Annotated in this window: 12 protein-coding genes and 2 tRNA genes; 3 read left to right on the top strand and 11 right to left on the bottom strand. The window is 35.8% G+C overall.

The window, feature by feature from the left end; translation table 11 throughout:
- Position 1: 1 nt before the first annotated feature.
- The 7 genes from ACQ65V_RS08045 to porU form a co-directional block, all read right to left on the bottom strand.
- Positions 2-685 carry an SDR family NAD(P)-dependent oxidoreductase gene (locus tag ACQ65V_RS08045; protein WP_155090024.1) on the bottom strand — a complete coding sequence of 228 codons (684 nt, stop codon included), beginning with the start codon at positions 683-685 and terminating at the stop codon, positions 2-4.
- Positions 678-1,682 (bottom strand): M28 family metallopeptidase, encoded by a 1,005-nt coding sequence (locus ACQ65V_RS08040; RefSeq protein WP_430467524.1) that lies wholly within the window; start codon positions 1,680-1,682, stop codon positions 678-680. Before ACQ65V_RS08040 ends, ACQ65V_RS08045 begins: the two co-directional genes overlap by 8 nt.
- 104 nt (positions 1,683-1,786) lie before the next feature.
- The gene (locus ACQ65V_RS08035) at positions 1,787-3,460 is read right to left on the bottom strand and encodes a pyruvate dehydrogenase complex dihydrolipoamide acetyltransferase (protein WP_430467523.1); all 1,674 of its coding nucleotides are present in this window, start codon (positions 3,458-3,460) and stop codon (positions 1,787-1,789) included.
- A gap of 4 nt (positions 3,461-3,464) precedes the next feature.
- Complete coding sequence (gene pdhA, locus ACQ65V_RS08030; protein WP_430467522.1) at positions 3,465-4,466, bottom strand: pyruvate dehydrogenase (acetyl-transferring) E1 component subunit alpha; 1,002 nt, start codon at positions 4,464-4,466, stop codon at positions 3,465-3,467.
- Positions 4,467-4,558: 92 nt separating this feature from the next.
- Positions 4,559-5,041 carry a cytidine deaminase gene (cdd, locus tag ACQ65V_RS08025; protein ID WP_412561574.1) on the bottom strand — a complete coding sequence of 161 codons (483 nt, stop codon included), beginning with the start codon at positions 5,039-5,041 and terminating at the stop codon, positions 4,559-4,561.
- Between the two features lie 80 nt (positions 5,042-5,121).
- Positions 5,122-6,351: a type IX secretion system outer membrane channel protein PorV gene (gene porV, locus ACQ65V_RS08020; protein ID WP_273292776.1), complete on the bottom strand. Its 1,230-nt coding sequence runs from the start codon at positions 6,349-6,351 to the stop codon at positions 5,122-5,124.
- A gap of 64 nt (positions 6,352-6,415) precedes the next feature.
- The gene (gene porU / locus ACQ65V_RS08015; protein ID WP_430467521.1) at positions 6,416-10,267 is read right to left on the bottom strand and encodes a type IX secretion system sortase PorU; all 3,852 of its coding nucleotides are present in this window, start codon (positions 10,265-10,267) and stop codon (positions 6,416-6,418) included.
- 326 nt (positions 10,268-10,593) lie between these two features.
- Here porU and gldJ point away from each other — a divergent pair, with 326 nt between their 5' ends.
- The 3 genes from gldJ to ACQ65V_RS08000 all read left to right on the top strand — a co-directional run bounded on the left by gldJ (position 10,594) and on the right by ACQ65V_RS08000 (position 14,332).
- Entirely contained in the window at positions 10,594-12,273 is a 1,680-nt protein-coding gene (gldJ, locus tag ACQ65V_RS08010) for a gliding motility lipoprotein GldJ (RefSeq protein WP_273292772.1), read from the top strand.
- Positions 12,274-12,336: 63 nt separating this feature from the next.
- Positions 12,337-13,617 carry a UDP-N-acetylmuramoyl-tripeptide--D-alanyl-D-alanine ligase gene (locus ACQ65V_RS08005; RefSeq protein ID WP_430467520.1) on the top strand — a complete coding sequence of 427 codons (1,281 nt, stop codon included), beginning with the start codon at positions 12,337-12,339 and terminating at the stop codon, positions 13,615-13,617.
- 22 nt (positions 13,618-13,639) lie between these two features.
- On the top strand, positions 13,640-14,332 hold the full coding sequence (locus ACQ65V_RS08000; RefSeq protein ID WP_430467519.1) for a TVP38/TMEM64 family protein: 693 nt from the start codon (positions 13,640-13,642) through the stop codon (positions 14,330-14,332).
- Between the two features lie 51 nt (positions 14,333-14,383).
- Here ACQ65V_RS08000 and ACQ65V_RS07995 read toward each other — a convergent pair.
- The 4 genes from ACQ65V_RS07995 to ACQ65V_RS07980 form a co-directional block, all read right to left on the bottom strand.
- A tRNA-Val gene (locus tag ACQ65V_RS07995) sits at positions 14,384-14,458 on the bottom strand.
- 184 nt (positions 14,459-14,642) lie between these two features.
- Positions 14,643-14,717: transfer RNA gene (locus tag ACQ65V_RS07990), tRNA-Val, on the bottom strand.
- A gap of 63 nt (positions 14,718-14,780) precedes the next feature.
- Complete coding sequence (locus ACQ65V_RS07985) at positions 14,781-15,998, bottom strand: bifunctional folylpolyglutamate synthase/dihydrofolate synthase (protein WP_430467518.1); 1,218 nt, start codon at positions 15,996-15,998, stop codon at positions 14,781-14,783.
- Positions 15,999-16,001: 3 nt separating this feature from the next.
- Positions 16,002-16,850 (bottom strand): energy transducer TonB, encoded by an 849-nt coding sequence (locus ACQ65V_RS07980; RefSeq protein ID WP_430467517.1) that lies wholly within the window; start codon positions 16,848-16,850, stop codon positions 16,002-16,004.
- Positions 16,851-16,858: the final 8 nt, after the last annotated feature.

Raw genomic sequence — 16,858 nt, 5'->3', positions numbered from 1 at the left:
ACTAAGGAGTAGAATTTGAAACCTGTAGCGTTTTACCATTATAATATTTATTACCATTAAGCGCAAAATCATGTATATATTCTGCCATTTGAAGCGCAGAAGTAGAAGCTTTATAATCAGGAAAAGCTTCTGCAAGCATTTCGGTTTGCACAGCACCTAAAGCTAATGTATTAAACTGAGGACCTGATTCCTTGTATTCTTCAGCTAAAAGTTCCATTAAGGTAATCACAGCCCCTTTACTAGAACTATATGCAGAAAGTCCCGCAAACTTTACACTGCCTTGGATACCACCCATGGAACTAATGGTCACTACGTGCCCATCGTTCTTCATAAACGGCAATACGATTCTGGTCATTTCAGCAACACCGAAAACATTAGTTTGATATACTTGCGTAAAATCTTTAAAGCTAGTTTCCGCAAAAGGTTTATTTAATAATAAACCTGCATTATTTATAAGAATATCAACTTGTTCCCATTCTGTTTCAATAAATTCTTTAACTTTTAAATAGTCTTCTTGTTTACATAAATCAAAAGCGAAAGATGTGATGTTATCAAAATTCAAATTGTTTACTGGCTGCGCATTTCTAGAGAGCGCTAAAACATTATGACCTTGATTGGCGAAAAGATGTACCAACTCAAATCCCATACCTCTACTAGTTCCTGTGATAATTATATTTTTACTCATCGCTTAAAATCACTTCTTTGGTTGGAGCATTCATCATCCCTTCTAATCCAGGAATCATTTTATTGATGAAACTTGCCATATGGTTATAATCCATCTTATCGGCTTCGTCATCTACATGATGGTAATACTCAAAATTCGTGAAATCGAATGTTGATATTGCGTGTGCTGGCATATTAAACTCTTTATAGAAAGGAAAGTTATCTGATCTAAAGAACAAATTGAATTCCTTAGCCTTTGGAAAGAAACCAACGACCTCCTCACCCGCATATTTATTTAAAATTGGCGCAAAATTAGAGCGATTATAACCACTCATATATGCCATGGTCTTATCTTCAGATCTTGGTACACCAATCATTTCAAAATTTATCATGGTATATGCGTTTAAGCCATTATCCTTTAGTCGCTTAGCCAAATGAGCAGAGCCTTTTAATCCCATTTCTTCTGCAGCATATAATGTTATTAAAATACTGCGCTTGTTGGTTTTTGAATTAGCAAAGTGTTTTCCAAACTCCATAGCTGCAATAGTACCAGAGGCATCATCGTTTGCTCCATTGGCAATTTTATCACCGTTGACCTCTTTACCCTCTCCAATATGATCGTAATGCCCACCTAATATGATAAACTCATCTTTTAATTTTGGATCATTCCCTTCTATCATCCCTACTACATTATAACCAATAATGTCACCAAGCTTAAAAGTGTCTCGATAAGTTTCAAAATATGGTTTGATATTATTTTTCTTAAAATAGTTCTCAATAAAAACAGCTGCTTTTTCTATACCTTCACTACCAGTAGCCCTACCTTCTAACTCGTCGGAAGCCAAATACTCCATACTTTCTTTAATCGCCTCGGGTGTTACAATAGGGAATGCTGGTGTTGAAGTTACAATCACTTCTTGTGGCAGACTCTTTTCTTCTGGCTGACTATCAATCTTTTTTTGGGTCGATGAGCATGCCACTATAACAAAAAAGAGAATAAAGAATTTTACTTGTTTCATAGAATTGTGTTTAGATTTTAAAGATAAAAAAATCCTGTTTCAAAAAGATAAAACAGGATTTTTAATATTTAGGTTCTGAACAGAGTTCAGAATGACATGTCGTATTAAACCAACATGGTTACAGGATTCTCAATATACCCTTTTAATGTTTGAAGGAATTGTGCTCCCGTAGCACCATCAACCGTTCTGTGGTCACATGCCATGGATAATTTCATAGTATTCCCAGGAACAACCTGCCCGTTTTTAACCACTGGTTTTTCAATAATGGCACCAACAGAAAGTATCGCTGAATTTGGTTGATTAATAATAGAGGTAAAACTTTCGATACCAAACATCCCTAAATTTGAAACCGTAAAGGTGCTACCTTCCATTTCATCAAGCGTTAATTTCTTGTTTCTTGCCTTACCTGCATATTCCTTTACTGCAGCATTGATCTGTGGTAAAGATTGCTCATTTGCAAATTTTACAACTGGTACAACAAGACCATCTGGCACTGCAACCGCAACACCAATATGTACATGATTATTCATTCGCATTTTATCGTCGAACCATTGTGAATTGACTTGTGGATGCTGCTTTAACGCTAAGGCACAAGCCTTAACAATCATGTCGTTATAAGATATTTTAGTATCTGGTAAAGAGTTGTATTGCGCTCTAAAGGCAATGGCGTTTTCCATATCAAATTCTACATTCAAATAATAATGCGGTGCACTGAATTTAGATTTCGCTAAATTTTTGGCAATGGCTTTTCGCATATTAGAATTGGCAACCTCATCATAATCCTCTTGGCCAGTTGGCACAAATTTCCCAACAGATGCTGTTGAAGAACTTGGTGTATAGTTTTCGATATCTCGTTTTACTATTCTACCGTTTTCACCTGAACCTTTGACTTGATTAAGATTGATGCCTTTTTCATTTGCCATTTTTTTAGCCAATGGCGAAGCGAAAATGCGTCCTCCAGAAGACGTCTCGGCTGTGCTTGACGTGACAGAGTCATTAGATTTAGGCTCTTTCTTTGGTTCTTCCTTCTTAGATTCGGTTTTCTTATCTTCTTTTTTTGGTGTTTCTTTTTTCTTTTCCTCTGAAGATCCACTTCCTGATTTAAAGTTTTTGGCTATAGCTGAAACGTCAGTTCCCGCAGGACCGATTATTGCTAACAGCGCATCTACTTTTGCAGATTCACCTTCTTTTAATCCAATATGTAAAAGTGTACCCGATTGAAATGATTCGAACTCCATAGTCGCTTTATCAGTTTCAATCTCAGCTAAAATGTCCCCTTCCTCTACTTCATCACCAACTTTCTTTAACCATGTTGCCACAGTTCCTTCTTCCATGGTATCACTCAAACGAGGCATAGTAACCACAGTAACACCTTCTGGCAATTCAGTTTCGCTTTCTGATTTTGAGCTGTCCTCAGATGTATTTTCTGACGAATCTTCCTCAGATTTTTCGTTTGAAGTTTCAGAATCGTCTTTATCTGCGTCCTCTTTCTCTTCAGTTTCTGAAGCACTTCCATTTACCAAGTCCGAAATATCCTCTCCTTCTTCACCAATAATTGCTAAAAGTGTATCTACTTTGGCAGTCTCACCTTCTTCAATACCAATATGAAGTAAAGTACCTTCGTTGAAAGATTCAAACTCCATGGTTGCTTTATCAGTTTCAATTTCAGCTAAAATATCTCCTTCCTCAATTTTGTCACCAACTTTCTTTAACCAAGCAGCAACAGTTCCTTCTTCCATTGTGTCGCTCAAACGCGGCATATTTATTACTTCTGCCATAGTTTTATCTTATTTTATGGTCTATAAATGGATAATCCTTTTGCTCATAAACAGCATCGTACATCACACTCTTTTCTGGAAATGGTGATTCCTCTGCAAATTTTTCACATTCAGAAACTCGAGCCTTCACACGCTTATCAATTGCCTTAATCTCTTCTTCTGTAGCGTATTTCTTTTCTAAAAGAACTTCTTTCACCTGGGTAATAGGATCTATTTTCTTGTACTCCTCAACTTCATCCTTTGTCCTATAATGTTGTGCATCGGACATAGAGTGTCCTCTGTAACGATATGTTTTAACCTCCAAGAAAGATGGTCCACCACCTTTTCTAGCACGTTGAATAGCTTCATCAAAAGCTTCGGCTACTTTAATAAGATTCATTCCATCAACTGGACCTGATGGCATTTCGTAACCTAAACCAAGCTTCCAAATGTCTGAGTGATTGGCTGTACGCTCCACTGAAGTTCCCATGGCATATCCATTGTTTTCGCAAACAAAAACTACTGGTAAATTCCAAAGCATTGCTAAATTAAACGTTTCGTGTAACGAACCTTGTCTCGCGGCACCATCACCAAAACAACAAAGAGTTACGGCGTCACTGTCGTGATATTTATCCCCAAATGCAATACCAGCACCTAAAGGAATTTGCCCACCTACGATACCATGACCTCCATAAAAACGGTGTTCTTTAGAAAATATATGCATAGATCCACCAAGGCCTTGAGATGTACCTGTTGCTTTACCGTACAATTCTGCCATTACGCGCTTTGGATCTACTCCCATACCTATAGGCTGAACATGATTACGATATGCAGTAATCATTTTGTCCTTGGTTAAATCCATGGCATGTAAGGCTCCGGCTAAAACAGCCTCTTGTCCATTATACAAATGAAGAAATCCTCTTACTTTTTGCTGAATGTAGACTGCTGCGAGTTTGTCTTCAAACTTTCGCCAGAATAACATATCCTCATACCACTTTAGGTAAACCTCTTTAGTTATTTTTTGCATTTTATGATTCGTTCTTTATTATCGGATTAACAAAAATAACATATTAGAAACTAAAGGAGAAACTGAAAATAGTAAAATTTGTTACGAAAACGTTACAGGAAACTTCTATCGAAACCTAAAGGCAATAAATTGGCCAATGAGTTTGATTTTACAACCTTTCCCTTAGCACCCATAAAATAAATTTCAATGGGTTGATTTTGTTTAATTTCGTATTCTGCAATAGCTTGTCTACAGGCTCCACAAGGTGGAATAGGTGTGTCTGTAATTTGATTTTGTGAAGAAGCCGTTAATGCCATTTTTAAGATTTTGGCATTGGAATGTTTAGCACCAGCATAATATATCGCTGTTCGCTCAGCACATAAGCCCGAAGGGTAAGACGCATTTTCTTGATTGCTACCAATAACAACCTCATTATTATCTAAATATATTGCGGCACCAACCTTAAATTTAGAATAAGGAGCATAGGCATTTTCCCTAGCCTCTAGGGCCGATTTCATTAATTCTTGAACATCAGTTGGAAGTTCGCTAACATCATCATAAACCTTTAGTTCAGTTTCTATTTTCACTTCCTTCATAATCTTGACTTTATTTTAGACAAAAAAACTATTGCTTTTTGTAAAACAATAGTTTTTTGTGTTATGATTATTTTTAATTTCTAATACTCATCATATTCACCATCTCCAAAATTGAAAGTAAGAGAAAAACGCAATGTATTCTCAAGCGGACTTTGCACCCTTGATGCCGAGAACAAATATGACAAATCTATATTAATAGTAGTGTATTTAAATCCTGCTCCTAAGGCAAAGAACTTACGAGCTCCTTTGTCTTCAGCTTCGTTAAAGTAACCTGCTCTAAATGCAAAGTTTTCTTGATAAGTGTATTCAGCTCCCAATGCCCAAGTAAACTCTCTTAGCTCTTCACTAAATCCACCTGGTGCATCACCAAAGGATTGAAAAATTCCATTTAAAAAACTTACATTATTATCTTGTCCTTGGGTTATTATGGTTGGCTCATTTTCATTTACATCTGGTGTACTCGGATCATCTTCCGTTTGTTCACCGTCTCCGTTGGTATCTACAAAACCAAACTTTGGTGGTGTTGGCACCAATAATTTAGCTACCTCAGCAGTGATTCCTAACTTACTATATTCATCGAATATAAAGTCAAAGCCAGCACCTAACCTAAGATTTGTTGGCTGAAAATTTTCTCTACCACCATCATCGTATTTAAACTTTGGCCCCAAATTCTGAATCGCAAAACCCGCTCTCCAACGGCCATTAAAATCGTTATAGGCTTCTTCTTCGCTTTGATAATAACCTGTTAAATCTGCTCCAAAAGTACTTGCAGCATCAGCATTAGGATCAACTTGATCTATTCTTAAATCAGACCTCATGTATCGTACCGCTACTGCCATAGCAAATTGATCTGCTAATCTTAAAGTATATGCTACATCAGCCGTAAATTCATTAGGCTTAACGTTTACACCAGGATCATTTTCACTTTGTGTTAATGTAATTTCACCTAAACTAAAATACTTGAAACTTGCAGAAACTGCACTATATTCATTTATTCTATTAAAATAGGTTGCATAACTGATTGATATATCATTAACCAATTTACTCAAATATGGTGTGTAACTTAAACTTACTCCAGATTTAGCTTCTGAGAAGGCATATTTTGCCGGATTCCATTGTTGTGAAAATCCGTCCATTGACGTAGCGACTCCCATATCTCCCATTGAGGCAGATCTTGCGTCTGGCGCTATGAGCATAAATGGAACTCCTGTAGTGATTACAGAAGATTGGTCAGGAAATGTTATGGTTTCTTGAGCAAAAGTAAAGCTAAGCGTTACAAAAGCGATAAGGGTTATTGCGTATTTATTCATATTAAATATTAAGTTATTAATGCTAATGCCTTAGCATCAATTGGTTTGCAAATATAATTTATTATTAGAGTATGACAAGTTTTTGAATTTTTTCAACTTGCTTATTTAAACGGTTAGATCTCACTTTTAGTTTATAGACATAGACACCTTTTCCTATTTTATCTCCAAAATCATCTCTTCCATCCCATACAATGTCTTTAGATAGAGAGCTTACGGACTTACTGCCTCCAGTAGTTTGTCCGTTTAAAGTTCTTACTAATTTACCGGAAACTGTAAATATCTGTACTGAAACGTCTAAAGGCTCTATACTATTGTGGTTAAACCAAAATTCTGTATAGTTAACAAAAGGATTTGGATAATTTAATACATTGGTAACTACAAGTTCTTCATCTTTATCGAATACAGTAAACTGAATTTCTGCTGTAGAAGAATTATTATAAACATCCCAAGCCTTTAGGGTTAGCGTATGCAAGCCAGGTTCTAAATCTCTAAAAGGGTAGCTTACCGTACCATTAGTATAATCATCTACATTGGCCTGATAATAATCATTTAAGACTATTGGGTTGGTTTCATCACCATCAATAATAGCCGTTATATCATGACCTATACCGCTTGCGGTATTTATACCATTATCATCTTGAAGTTTAGCCAATAAATTTGGAGACTCATTGGTTATACCTCCAGAAACGAAATTCTCGTCGTTCATGAATAAATTAATTACTGGCCCAATATTATCTTCTGGCGCATTTTCGTTTATGCCTCCAACTTTTATATCGAAGTTGGCACCTGTTTGATCTGATAGTGGATTATTGGTCTGTGCATAAAAACTCACTTTACCATTACCTACTGGAATACCAATATCTCGAGGGACAACAAAATCGAACTCAAATTGCCCATTTTCAATCGTAGCTTGTCCTCTAAATATAATCTCACCCAGAGTGGTAAAGTCTAAGATTATTTCCCCGTTGCTATCGGTTACACCATCATTTGCTAAAGTTTGGCGATCAATTTCTTTATCAAATACAGTTGCCGTTAAAGTCCCGTTATAATTAGATAATAAGTTTCCGTTGACATCGGTCACTTCTCCTGCCAGTTTTGTATAACTCAGTGCTTTAAGTGTATCGATAGGTTGTGTGATTACTACATCATTAACCTTAGTCAACCTAATATCGGGCTTAGGAAAAGCCAGTTTCATTGCTGGGTCACCAATTAAAAACACCAAACGCTTCTGTGTAATCCCAGATATACTATTATCTGTTTTTGTAAGTCTTAAGGCTTCACCAATTGTTGGATAATCATTTGAGCCAAAAGCGAATAAATAATCGTCAAGTATTTCATTATAAGCCACGCCTACTGTCACAAAAATTTGCCTAGTAGTTGTAATAAGCGCAATTGCACCGCCATTTTTGTTCCAGAATGTAAACTCACCTGCTGTATCTCTTTGAGGATCATCAAATTTGGTGTATTCGCAAGTTACAGTTATGAATAAGTTGAATTTACATACATTATTTACTTCTTGCGCATCAAACTTATCAAAGATTCGTTCTTTAGCTAATCCGTCCTCACCACCATGTCCAAAATAATTTACGACTAACGCACCAACTTCAATAGCATCCTTAACTGCATTATTTACTTCTGGGTATCTATTTCCTGCCGCCGAGGATTCTTGCTCAAAAGCATCCGTATGAATTTTCACGACATTAAAAAATGGTTTTTCATCCTCTATCTCTGTACCTATGCCATCAGTAGTTTCCTGTAAAATTCTTTCCCATTGTATATCTACGTCATCAGAAATGAGCAGCACATTGTTTCTCCAACCCCCATAAGCTTCAGGTTGATAGTACGCATCTATCTTATCTACCATTTCCTTAGCGCGCTGAACATCTTCAGCTAAAATTCTTCCTACGGCAATATCCATTCTATCCGCATTACTCATTGAGCCCTCATTAAAATCCAACATGGCATAAAAATCATCTGACACAAAAGAATTGGTAAGGCTAAAACTTTGATTGGAATACCATGAAGGTACCAAATTGGTATTGTTAGTAATTCTATCTTTATAATCATAAGAACCCTCACCAAACAGGCATAAATATTTCAATCTATTACTTGGAGTACTGGCATTATCATAGACGTATTTCACAAAATTTCTTAAGGCTGCTATATCCTGACTGCCAGTACTAAATTCATTATATATAGTCTGTAGGTCTACAACCTTTACATTTAAATTATACTGATTTCTATTAATTTGAGCCAAACGCTCAGCCTGAGATAACAACTGAGTTGGACTTAAAATGATATAGTCAATATCTTCAAAAGCTCCCTGAGCATTATTGAAGATGGTTCCTTTTAAATTTTGATTGGCTACAACAGAATTATTGTCTTTTTTAGGCTGCAACGTATTTGAAGTAGAAAATGCCAAATAAATGCGCTCCTCACCAGACTGGGCTTTAAAAGATAAGTTACCTTGACTGTCTGTGTTGAGTAGATTTGCAACATTAAATCGGTCGGTGATATCCCATATTTCTTGAATACCAGAAGCGTTAGCCAAGTTATATTGTGCAATACCAGGTGTAGTTACAACATCTCTGTGTTTAAAAACCAATTGCTCACCCTCATAGATCAACGCTCTTGTTGCTTCTATATTAATAAAATCTAAGTACGCATTTGCTGAAGGATTTCCGTTATTGTTATAATCTAATATCACTGTAATGGCATCGGACGAAATATTAAGGTTCTCCCCAAATGAAGCTGAAGTTCCTAAAACCGAACCTGGACTGATTACCCCTAAATTTAAGCTGGAAACGAAATTACCGTTAATAGTGACTCCCATTGTAGAACCAGCTGTTTCTGAAACAGAACCAACGGCTATATCAAAACGCACAGGTTCGCTAGCCACCAAATTTGGAAATTGAAAATTGTAAACACGTTGATTTTCTATATCGAAATCATCACCAAACCATCGACGACCCAATTTCGCTAAGTTGTGTTCATCAACTTCGTAAAATTGATAATCTTGAAATGTATCAATCTCAATGTCTGCAGCTGCAACTATATTTGGCATAGCCTGAATACGTTTTCCATTTCCCGGACTTACATTAACATAGTAATACGTCTTATCAGTATATAGATTTAAGTTAGTATTACTCTCTTCACTGTATGTTGTTGGTCCTTCACCATAAAATAGTATATAATCACTATTGTCAAAACTGCCATCTTCTTCGCCAACAAACTTTATAGCATTCTCTACAACATCAAAAGGATATTCAGCAGAATTCAACAAGGGTAACATTCTACCACCATTACCATAAATTTTTACATTTCTGGGATCTACAGAATTTGTGTTAACACCCAAACTATTTAAGAAACCCTTTGTTAATTGGAACACGCCAGACTCTTCTATGTAAAATCTATACCATTCGCCAGTACTTAATACTGAATTTGTGATTTCATTTCTTGATGCAGTTTGTGCTCTACTCGCTGATGTGCTATAGTTAATGGAAAAAGACGTGATTTTTTTATATACACCTCTATCATTTACAATAGGGCTAATTTCAAAATAGTAAGCTCTCTTTCCTCTAGCGTTAGTGTTGTAAAATTTATACTTGGGCGATTTAGGTATAAGCTGTGAATTTAGGTTCTTTAAATCGGATTCGCTGATGGTTTCATAGGAAACGTTAGATAGTGTTACTGAACTTTCGTCAATTGCATTTCCGTTACTATCCCATTGCGCAAAAAATGTTAAGCCTTTTTTATCATCATAATTAAAGTGCGTCTTCTCAAAAGCAGGAACAACCATCTTGCCGTAAGCAGTTTCAAGTTCTTTTTCACCATTCCAATTAATATTGAATTGTTTTTGCTGCCCATAAGAAAGCATAGCTAAAAGCGAAAAAAATAAGATATAGCAATTTTTCATTTAAGATTCGATGGTTTGGTTTTTTCCGTAAATTTCACTTTAAAACATCACTAACCTGACTTTGATATAAATTTACAGTAAAATAACGCCTAATATAAAGTGTTATTATGAGGCTTTGACTTTTATTTCAAAAATACAACAATATTTTATTTCAAGGCTCGTTATTAAAGAGCAAAATACACCGATATTATGCAAAAAATCCGTTATTGTGTTCAAAAAAAAGGGTGAAATGCACGATTTTTTGATTTTTCATGCAAAAAAAAGTTGTCAGTTTACCTTTAATTGTTATATTGCGGAACTAATATTTAACGAGCTTACTTAAACGTATGGATATGAAAAATGTCTCAAACCTCAAATTTTTAATCGCTATAGCAGTCTGTGCTAGCATAGTTAGCTGTAAGCGATCATCAAATTCTAGCAATGTAGATAGTGCTACAGGCTGGAAAATCAATGATAAAAATGGCGGCTTTCAGTACAATACCAATTTTAAAGAACAAGAAACACCTCCAGGCACTGCCTTTATAGAAGGAGGAACGTTTACAATGGGTAAAGTACAGGATGACCCTATGCACGATTGGAACAACACTCCCACGCAGCAGCACATACAGTCTTTTTACATGGACGAGAATGAGGTGACTAACCTCAACTACTTGTTCTATTTAGATTATTTAAAGAGAGTATATCCTCCAGACGATCCAAATTATGCCTTAATATACAAAGGCGCACTTCCAGACACCTTAGTATGGAGAAACCGTTTAGGTTATAATGAAATGATGACAGAAAACTATCTGCGTCATCCAGGATATGCTAATTACCCTGTTGTAGGTGTAAGCTGGATTCAAGCTGTTGAATATGCCAACTGGAGATCTAACCGCGTTGCTGAGCAATCATTACAAGAGGCTGGTTACATAAAGAGAGATGCGCAATACACTGACTTAAGTGCAGAAAGCACATTTGATGTTGATACCTATATTAATGCCCCTACAGAAACTTATGGCGGAAGCGAAGAGGTTTTACAAGGCGGTAAAAGAAGACAACAAACTGATGCTGATGGCAATCCAATAAATATTTACGCTAACAGAGAATCTGGATTAATCCCGGTAAAATATAGACTCCCAACGGAGGCTGAGTGGGAATATGCTGCTCTTGGGATGAGTGATCTAAGAAGTTATAACGTATACCGAGGACGTAAAAAATACCCTTGGGATGGTCAATACACTAGATCTGGTAAGCGTGTAAATCGTGGTGACCAGTTAGCAAACTTTAAACAAGGTAAAGGTGACTACGGCGGAATTGCCGGATGGTCTGATGATGGTGCAGATATTACAGCAGAAGTAAAATCTTACGAGCCTAATGATTATGGCTTATATGATATGGCTGGTAATGTTGCTGAATGGGTAGCTGATGTTTATCGTCCTATCGTTGATGATGAGTTTAATGACTTCAACTACTATAGAGGTAACGTTTATACTAAGAATGCCTTAAACGAAGATGGTACTGTGAAAGTAGTTACCGTAGATGAAATTGTTTACGATACTTTAAGCAATGGTAAAATCGTTGCAAGAAACCTACCAGGTGAAATCGCAAAGATCCCTGTTGATGAAAAAGAAACTTATTTAAGAACTCAGTTCGATAAGAGTGATAATAGAAACTTTAGAGATGGTGATAAGCGTTCTTCGCGTTACTACAGAGAAAGTTTTGATGAAGGTGATGATAGAGTTAATGCCACAGACAAAATGTACAATTCACCTAGACATAGAGTTGAAGTAGATTCTGTTGAAGGTAAACTTATTAGAGAATATGATAAGTCCAATAATAGAACATCTTTAATCAATGACGAAGTGAGAGTTTACAAAGGTGGTTCTTGGAGAGACAGAGCATACTGGATTGATCCTGCGCAACGTCGTTATTTCCCTCAGGATATGGCAACGGACTACATCGGGTTTAGATGTGCAGTATCTAGAGTAGGTTCAAAATCTGTGAAATCACAAAAGAAACGTAATTAAAATCGTTAAATAATATTTAGAAAAGTCCTGATTTGTTAATCAGGACTTTTTTATTTTTAGACAATGAAAATTGAAAGCTTATATCAAAATTTCAAAAAGAGTTCAGGCATATCAACTGATACCAGAAAACTCTCTGAAGGTTGTATGTACTTTGCACTAAAAGGCGATAATTTTGATGGTAATGAGTTTGTGGAACAAGCTTTTAACAGAGGTGCAAAATATTGTGTAGTTGATAATAATAAGGCTGTACTAAACGATAATTGTTTTATAGTAGATGATGTATTAACAACACTACAGAACTTAGCGACATACCATAGAAATGAAATTGATATTTCAATTATTTCATTAACTGGTAGTAACGGAAAAACAACGACCAAGGAGCTTATTAATGTTGTATTGTCAACCCAGTACAATGTCAGAGCCACCAAAGGCAACTTAAACAATCATATAGGTGTGCCATTAACGCTTTTGAGTTTTTCTAAAGATTTAGACTTCGGCATTGTAGAAATGGGAGCCAATCATAAAAAAGAAATAGAGTTCCTGTCTAACATTGCCCAACCAGATTATGGTTTAATCACCAACTTCGGCAAAGCACACCTTGAAGGATTTGGTAGTATTGAAGGAGTTATAGAAGGAAAGTCTGAATTATACAACTTTTTGAAAACCAATAACAAGACTGTATTTGTAAATGCTGATGACTCCGAACAATTGAATCAAATTGGCAAGTATCAAAATACAGTTAGGTTTGGTAAAAATTCTAACAATGACTGTGTGGTTGAATTTATAGAAGCCAATCCTTTCGTTACAATAAAATACGACGAAATTGAAATTAACAGTCAACTAATAGGTAATTACAATTTCGGTAATATTGCGGTTGCTGTAGCTATAGGACAATATTTTAATGTAACAAGAGATAATATAAAATCAGCAATTGAAAATTACCAACCTGATAATAATCGCTCTGAAATCATACAAAAAGGTTCCGTACAAATAATTTTAGATGCTTACAATGCCAACCCAACAAGTATGCTAGCAGCTCTAAAAAATCTACAGCAGCTAGAAGCCGAGAACAAATATCTTTTTCTGGGAGATATGTTTGAGCTTGGTGCTGATGCTGAAAAAGAACATCAAAATATCGCTGATTTCGCTGAACAAAATTTTAGAGATAATGTGTATCTCATAGGCGAAAATTTCAGTAAAATAACAACAAGTGAAAGCATTAAAAAATTCAAAAAGTTTGAAGATTTAAAACCTATTTTAAATAAACTCAACCTTCATAATTCAATTCTGCTCATAAAAGGCTCTAGAGGTATGGCTTTAGAACGAATTTTGGATATTTTATAATACAAAAAACCATAATTAAAAAATGCCTAAGGATAATACTAAAATATCGAAAAGTAGATTTCCTCTATATATCTCTTTATTTATAGTTGTAGGTATCATTTCATCTTATCTTATCATTTCTGACGTACAACAGTTTTTTGATACTGCATGGGAAGTTTTAACTAGTAACGACGAACAGCGAATAAAAAAATGGGTAAGTAATTTTGGATGGTATGGTCCATTGATTTTAATATTGGCCATGGTTTTACAGATGTTTCTTATCGTTATCCCTACAATATTGCTTATGGTGGTTTCAATCCTAGCCTATGGACCTATTTGGGGAAGCCTTACCATATTAGTAGCAGTATTTGTAGCATCATCTGTAGGTTATGTAATAGGAAATTATTTTGGGCAAACATTTGTTCTAAAAATCTTGGGAAATAAAACGGAAACGAAGATCGAAGAATTTATAGAATCGTTTGGTTTTTGGGCTGTTGTAATCACAAGGGTGAATCCGTTTTTGTCTAACGATGCCATTAGTTTTGTTGCTGGCATATTAAATATGAACTATTGGAAGTTTATTGGAGCTACCGTAATGGGCATACTACCTTTAACCATTTTAATTGTTATTTTAGGTAAAACTACGGAAAGCCTAGAGTCTGGTTTATTAATTGGGTCTATAGTCAGTCTGATTCTCTTTGGAATTTATTATTATTGGAAAAAGAACAAAAAGTAAGCTTTAGGGCTTAAAAAAACCCAAGCGACGGCTTGGGTTTTCTGATTGATGTGGGTCATACTGGATTCGAACCAGTGACTTCTACCCTGTCAAGGTAACACTCTAAACCAACTGAGTTAATGACCCTAAAGTTTCAAAAATACACTTTCTTTTTTGAATTTCCCTACCGAAACCGCTACTGCAAGTATAATTTCGATATGCCCTCGAATATCTAGGAATCTTCGTTTCAAAATAACACTTTTAGCTTCGCTCGGTATTATTTTGAAACAAAAATTCCGATTTGAAAAATCAAATCGGAATTATGTTTTTGTGGGCGCGAAGGGATTCGAACCCCTGACCCCTTGGGTGTAAACCAAGTGCTCTGAACCAACTGAGCTACGCGCCCTAATAATTAGGACTGCAAATATAGACTAGTTTTTAAAATCTCAAAAGGATTTCAATAAAAAAATCAAATTATTTCGGCGACTACAAAAGTGCTTCCTCCTACAAATATTAGGTCGCTATTTGAGGCATTGGATTTTGCCTTACTGAGTGCGTCTTCTACACTTTTATAAACGTCACCTTGTATATTATATTCTAAAAATTTCTTTTGTAATAGTACTGCATCCAGACCTCTTGGTACATCAGGTTTACAAAAATAATAGATAGCATTTTTAGGAAACAACGGAATTATAGTATTTAGATCTTTATCATTTACAGCTCCGAATACAATATGAAATTGGTTATATGTTTCTAATTGCAACTGTTGCAATACAAATGTTAATCCTTCCTTATTATGAGCAGTATCACAAATAACTTTTGGATTGTACTGAATTACTTGCCACCTCCCTTGTAAACCCGTATTCTTGGTTACATTGAGAAGTCCCTTTTTTAATTCTGAATCCGAAATTGAAAAACCAGAATGTCGGAGAACATTTATCGATTGAATAACGGTTTTGATGTTATGCTTTTGGTATGCACCTCTTAAATCACTTTCAAGGACATTTTCAATTAATTGGTCAGAAAAATAAATATCTGAATTGGTCAACTTCGCTTTCTCTTTAAAGACAGTTTGGGTTTCAGGTTGAGTTTCACCAATGACAACCGGAATATTCTGTTTAATGATTCCTGCTTTTTCAGCGGCAATTTTCTCAAGGGTGTCGCCTAAAAATTGTACATGATCAAACCCTATATTAGTTATTACAGAAAGTTCAGGTGTAATAATATTTGTAGAATCCAAACGACCGCCCAACCCAACTTCAATGACGGCAATATCAACATTTTGCTTAGCGAAATAATCGAATGCCATACCTACTGTCATTTCAAAGAAAGACAGATTATTTGCTTCAAAAAATGCCTTATTTCGCTTTATAAACCCAATTACAAATTGTTTACTTACAACTTTACCATTAATACGGATACGTTCTCTAAAATCCCTTAGGTGTGGTGATGTGTATAAACCAACTTTGTAACCAGCTTCTTGAAGTACTGAAGCTAACATATGACTCGTTGAGCCTTTACCATTGGTTCCTGCAACATGAATCGATTTGAATCTATTATGTGGTTCTCCTAAATGGTTAGAAATTTTTAAAGCATTAGTTAAGTCCTTTCTAAAAGCAGTTTTACCCTTACTTTGATACATTGGTAGTTGCTGAAACATCCAATTGAGTGTATCTTGGTAATTCATGATTTATTGACCAACATCAAAGTTAATACTTACAAAGCCAATTTGCTTTGCAGGCGCATCTGAATCTGCTGGCCATTTATGCGATAAGGCAATTTTCTTTGCAGGCTCTAATAAACAAGGATGCGTGTTCGTAGTACCTCTTATACCAGGTTCAGCTTTAGTAACTCTTCCTGCTCTGTTTACTTCTATTTTAACAACGACCAAACCGTACTCATTGCAATCTTGCTTATAGATTTGTCTTGATGGTCTTCCACGTCCGCCTAATCCGTAACCTACTCCACCTTTTCCAGGTCCTGAGCCACCAAAATAGCTTGGCGCATAAGGATCTCCATCTAATTGACCTTTATTTCCCCCTTGATTGTCTGGTCCTTCACCTCCGTCATCATTACCACTAGAATTCTTTACTCCACCTATAAGGTCATCTAATTTTTTCTGCTTTTCTGCCTTTTCACGTCTCTCACGTTCTTCAGCTTCACGCTTTTGGCGCTCAATTCGCTCTGCTTCAGCTTTAGCTTTTGCTTCAGCCTCTTTTTGCTTTTTTATGGCAATATCTTCGGCATTTTCAGCTGTCATTACCTCTTCAGTCTTTGTTGGAGTTTGGGCAGGCTCAGTTATTGAGTTTTCAGGTTGTGATTCCTCTACGACTTTATCTTCCACAGCTTTTCTCGGTTGCGCCAATGGTCTGTTTCCGCTACCAAAGTCTGTATTCCCAAAGTTTACCGCAACACCGTACTCCTCTGGTGGATCTAAATATTGAGGCCCTACAAAAAACAACAACAAGAATAATAACAAAGCTATTAAGCCTGTTATTCTTGCCGAATTACGTTGATGTTTGGTCTCTAAATATTTCATCTCAGTTA

It is taken from the genome of Winogradskyella ouciana (genome assembly GCF_965284585.1).
GTDB lineage: Bacteria > Bacteroidota > Bacteroidia > Flavobacteriales > Flavobacteriaceae > Winogradskyella > Winogradskyella ouciana.
The sequence above is the reverse complement of the archived record's forward strand: the minus strand, read 5'-3'. Positions and strand labels throughout refer to the sequence as shown.